Here is a 2,925-nt window from a genome sequence, read left to right as displayed (position 1 = left end):
TTTAAGTTTAGGAAGCATAAAATTGTCTATTCCACTGAGTGAAATTCAAAAACTGACTAATAACCCTGAATGGCAAAAAAACATTCAAATAATTAATCAAACTCTAATAAATGCTCAAACAGGACTTATTGCTTTTTTTAAAAAGCCTGAAGTACAACAAACATTAATAGGTATCCAAAATGCCTCTATAGCACTTAACAAATACTTAAATGATCCAGTAGTTCAAAAAAATCTACAAAATTTCCAAAAGTTAGTAGTAGAGATTGTAAACAGTCAAAATTTTCAAAAAAACTACATTAACAACCAGAAAATTGCTAACACAGAGAATTTTACTTTTTTTGAAGAAAGTATTCGTGATGAAATTAATGTTTCGGAGCAACTTCAATCTTTTGAAACCGAAGAAGAGAAAAGTAAGTTTTTAAATTTCTTTCTACAATTTATATTTATTATTTTTACGTTTCATATAAATAACTTAGAAACAACTTCCGACTTTAAAGAAGCTTATGTTTACTATGTGAATAATATTGAATCAAAAGGTATAACTATTTCACGCATTCATTTAAGAGAGCTCCAAGTTTTCAAAGTGAATCCATTATTGTTATTCCTAGAAATACACCTTTGAAAGTATATAAAGAAGTTACGAATAGATGGGTTAAAGTTTCTGTGAATATAAATAATATAGACCTTGAAGGGGTATGTATCTGAAGTTTATATAAAAAGAGTTAAAAATAAATATGATTTTAACTCTTCTTTAGCTGTCGATGACAAATAAACTAATGCTCTACGATAAGCGTGAAATTTATTTTTAGATTTTTAGATTTTTTTCTAAACTTAAAAATAAGTCGTTACTAATCATGTTGATATCATTGTAAAGTTGATTGTCAGCTCCTATCTTTTGCCTAGATAAAGTTCCAAAATTACCACCAGAAATTATCTTTCTAAATTCAATAAAATTAATTTCTAAATCTAGTTTTTGACCATCATCTTTTAATTGGTCACTAACCAAAGAGATATAAACACCAAGTTTCTGTAAACTTGTTGTAAGAATAGGTTCTAACTTTTTAGCTTCTTCATCGCTACCTGAGTAAGAATAATAAGTCTTTGCTGATGCTGCTATCTCATCAATAGTTTTCTGTGCTGCCTCAATTCTTTTATTGTGAATGGTATTAGCTTTAGATGTGTTATCTCTTTTATAAACTATATACCATCCTAATATGGTTAATAAGGATGGTAATAATGGCAGAAAATATGTTTTAAAAATATGAGCTATCACTTAGCAAAAGCTCTATCAGCATCTTGAACATAACTATTAATTTCAGGTAACAGGTAGGGATCTCTACTGAGAATTTTTACTTTAGCTTTAAACTCATTAACACTCATACCTGTTAAACGAATTAATCCACCAAAAGCTTCTTCTAAGAAAGAAGATCCATATCCTCTAACTCCATCAAAATCAATTTCAACCTCATCATGGGTAGTGATAGCAGGAATTAACAGATTTTTTAAAAAAACCTCTCCTGAATTTTTACCATCAGAAACATAGCGCCCCGCAGGGTTTTTTGAGAATTGTCTTGCTACATTGATTTTCATAACACTTTTACTCATGAGATGCTCCTGAAGCGTTGTCGGAGATCTGCTTATCAATAGGGATTTCCCATAGGATTACGGTTCCATCTATTGATTGTTTATATGGTAACGAGAAACCATCTACTATACCTGTTAAAGGCCGATCTTCAATCATACCTCTATTAATAATATAAGATCCTTTATTGCTTAGAATAGCAATAGAGGCTTTGTGATCACAAAGTGTACTTATTTGATTAATAATTTGATTTAAGCCTTTGCCTCTATTAACAAGATTTGTTCTTGTATTGCCAATTTCAATAGCCGCTTTAATCGACGCACTATCTTTATCATATTTTTCTTTATGCGATTTCAAGAAATTTTTAAGACTTGAAAACCAATCTTCAGCAACATTCTCTGAGTTTCTCAGTAGAGATTTAGGAATGCCTATACCTAAATCACACACACAAATAGACAGCTTGTTGTCTTTCTCTTGGGAGAATATCCACCATTTCTTTGCTTTCATAGGATCATTGATGAATCTCTTTTCCAAATATGCATGGTGATGACAATTAGTTACAGCTTCAGTAATACTGTTAAATATACTAGTACTACTACTTTCAGATAGAAGATCATCAAAATCATCTAACATATCTTCAGCAGAATCCATCTCAACCTTATGTCCAGACGAGTATTTCCAATACTTGACTGTTTCATCAAATTCCATGTCTTCAAAATTAAGAGATACTCCTAGTAGTTCTAATATTCCTGTTTGTTTAAGAACTTGATTAACAATAACTTCTTTTGATGGAATTAGGCTAAATTGAATATCAGGATTTGTAATTTTCAAAGTTTCTAATTCTGCTAATAAATATAGAGTTCCTTCTGTAAACATTTTTTTTGTTTTAGAAAAGTCTAATTTCATACATATATTTTTTCTAAAATAATAATCTCTTAATTTATTTGTTACTTTCAATAACTTAGTTCTATTTTTGTTCAAAAATATTGTGATAAATGGAGGCATTGGTAAAGTAATTATTGTTCTAAGTTGCTCCTCACCAGTTCTACAATTTTTTTTATTTTTTTTATTTTTTTTGATTCGTTGAATCGTACGTATTTCCTGTATACGCATATTTCTAACTTTCTGTTTTAGGCTCAGTCGTTTCATAAAAAATTATAAATAACAAAAAATTAAGTATATGTTTATTTTAATGAAAATAGTATCACTGGCTCGACCTAACCCAAATGCTTCAATAGCTATTTAACATAAAAACTCTTATACGAAATTTAGAACTTATCCCTTAAAAAGATCATTAAAAAGCTCTTTATCTTTCTGTCTATTTTCTTCTGTCTTACTTTCCG

Annotated in this window: 4 protein-coding genes; 1 reads left to right on the top strand and 3 read right to left on the bottom strand. The window is 29.2% G+C overall.

The window, feature by feature from the left end; translation table 11 throughout:
* Positions 1-622, top strand: a 622-nt coding sequence (locus AVJ20_RS17700) for a hypothetical protein (RefSeq protein WP_213066211.1), incomplete at its 5' end; no start/stop codon positions are given.
* A gap of 183 nt (positions 623-805) precedes the next feature.
* On the opposite strand, the gene AVJ20_RS17695 is transcribed toward AVJ20_RS17700, so the two are convergent.
* From AVJ20_RS17695 to AVJ20_RS17685, 3 genes are read right to left on the bottom strand one after another with little or no spacing between them, the layout of a single operon-like run.
* Positions 806-1,273: a hypothetical protein gene (locus AVJ20_RS17695; protein WP_111886121.1), complete on the bottom strand. Its 468-nt coding sequence runs from the start codon at positions 1,271-1,273 to the stop codon at positions 806-808.
* Positions 1,270-1,605: an STAS-like domain-containing protein gene (locus tag AVJ20_RS17690; RefSeq protein WP_068976125.1), complete on the bottom strand. Its 336-nt coding sequence runs from the start codon at positions 1,603-1,605 to the stop codon at positions 1,270-1,272. The genes AVJ20_RS17695 and AVJ20_RS17690 overlap by 4 nt, the downstream gene beginning before the upstream one ends.
* On the bottom strand, positions 1,598-2,695 hold the full coding sequence (locus tag AVJ20_RS17685) for a hypothetical protein (protein ID WP_111886120.1): 1,098 nt from the start codon (positions 2,693-2,695) through the stop codon (positions 1,598-1,600). Before AVJ20_RS17685 ends, AVJ20_RS17690 begins: the two co-directional genes overlap by 8 nt.
* Between the last annotated feature and the right edge of the window lie 230 nt (positions 2,696-2,925).

Origin of the sequence: Acinetobacter sp. CFCC 11171 (assembly GCF_003268405.1) — a bacterium.
Taxonomy (GTDB): domain Bacteria; phylum Pseudomonadota; class Gammaproteobacteria; order Pseudomonadales; family Moraxellaceae; genus Acinetobacter; species Acinetobacter amyesii.
The sequence above is the reverse complement of the archived record's forward strand: the minus strand, read 5'-3'. Positions and strand labels throughout refer to the sequence as shown.

Coding starts and splice junctions, on each gene's coding strand:
- AVJ20_RS17690 (WP_068976125.1), bottom strand. CDS start 1,605: ATGAGTAAAAGTGTTATGAAAATCAATGTAGCAAGACAATTCTCAAAA.
- AVJ20_RS17685 (WP_111886120.1), bottom strand. CDS start 2,695: ATGCGTATACAGGAAATACGTACGATTCAACGAATCAAAAAAAATAAA.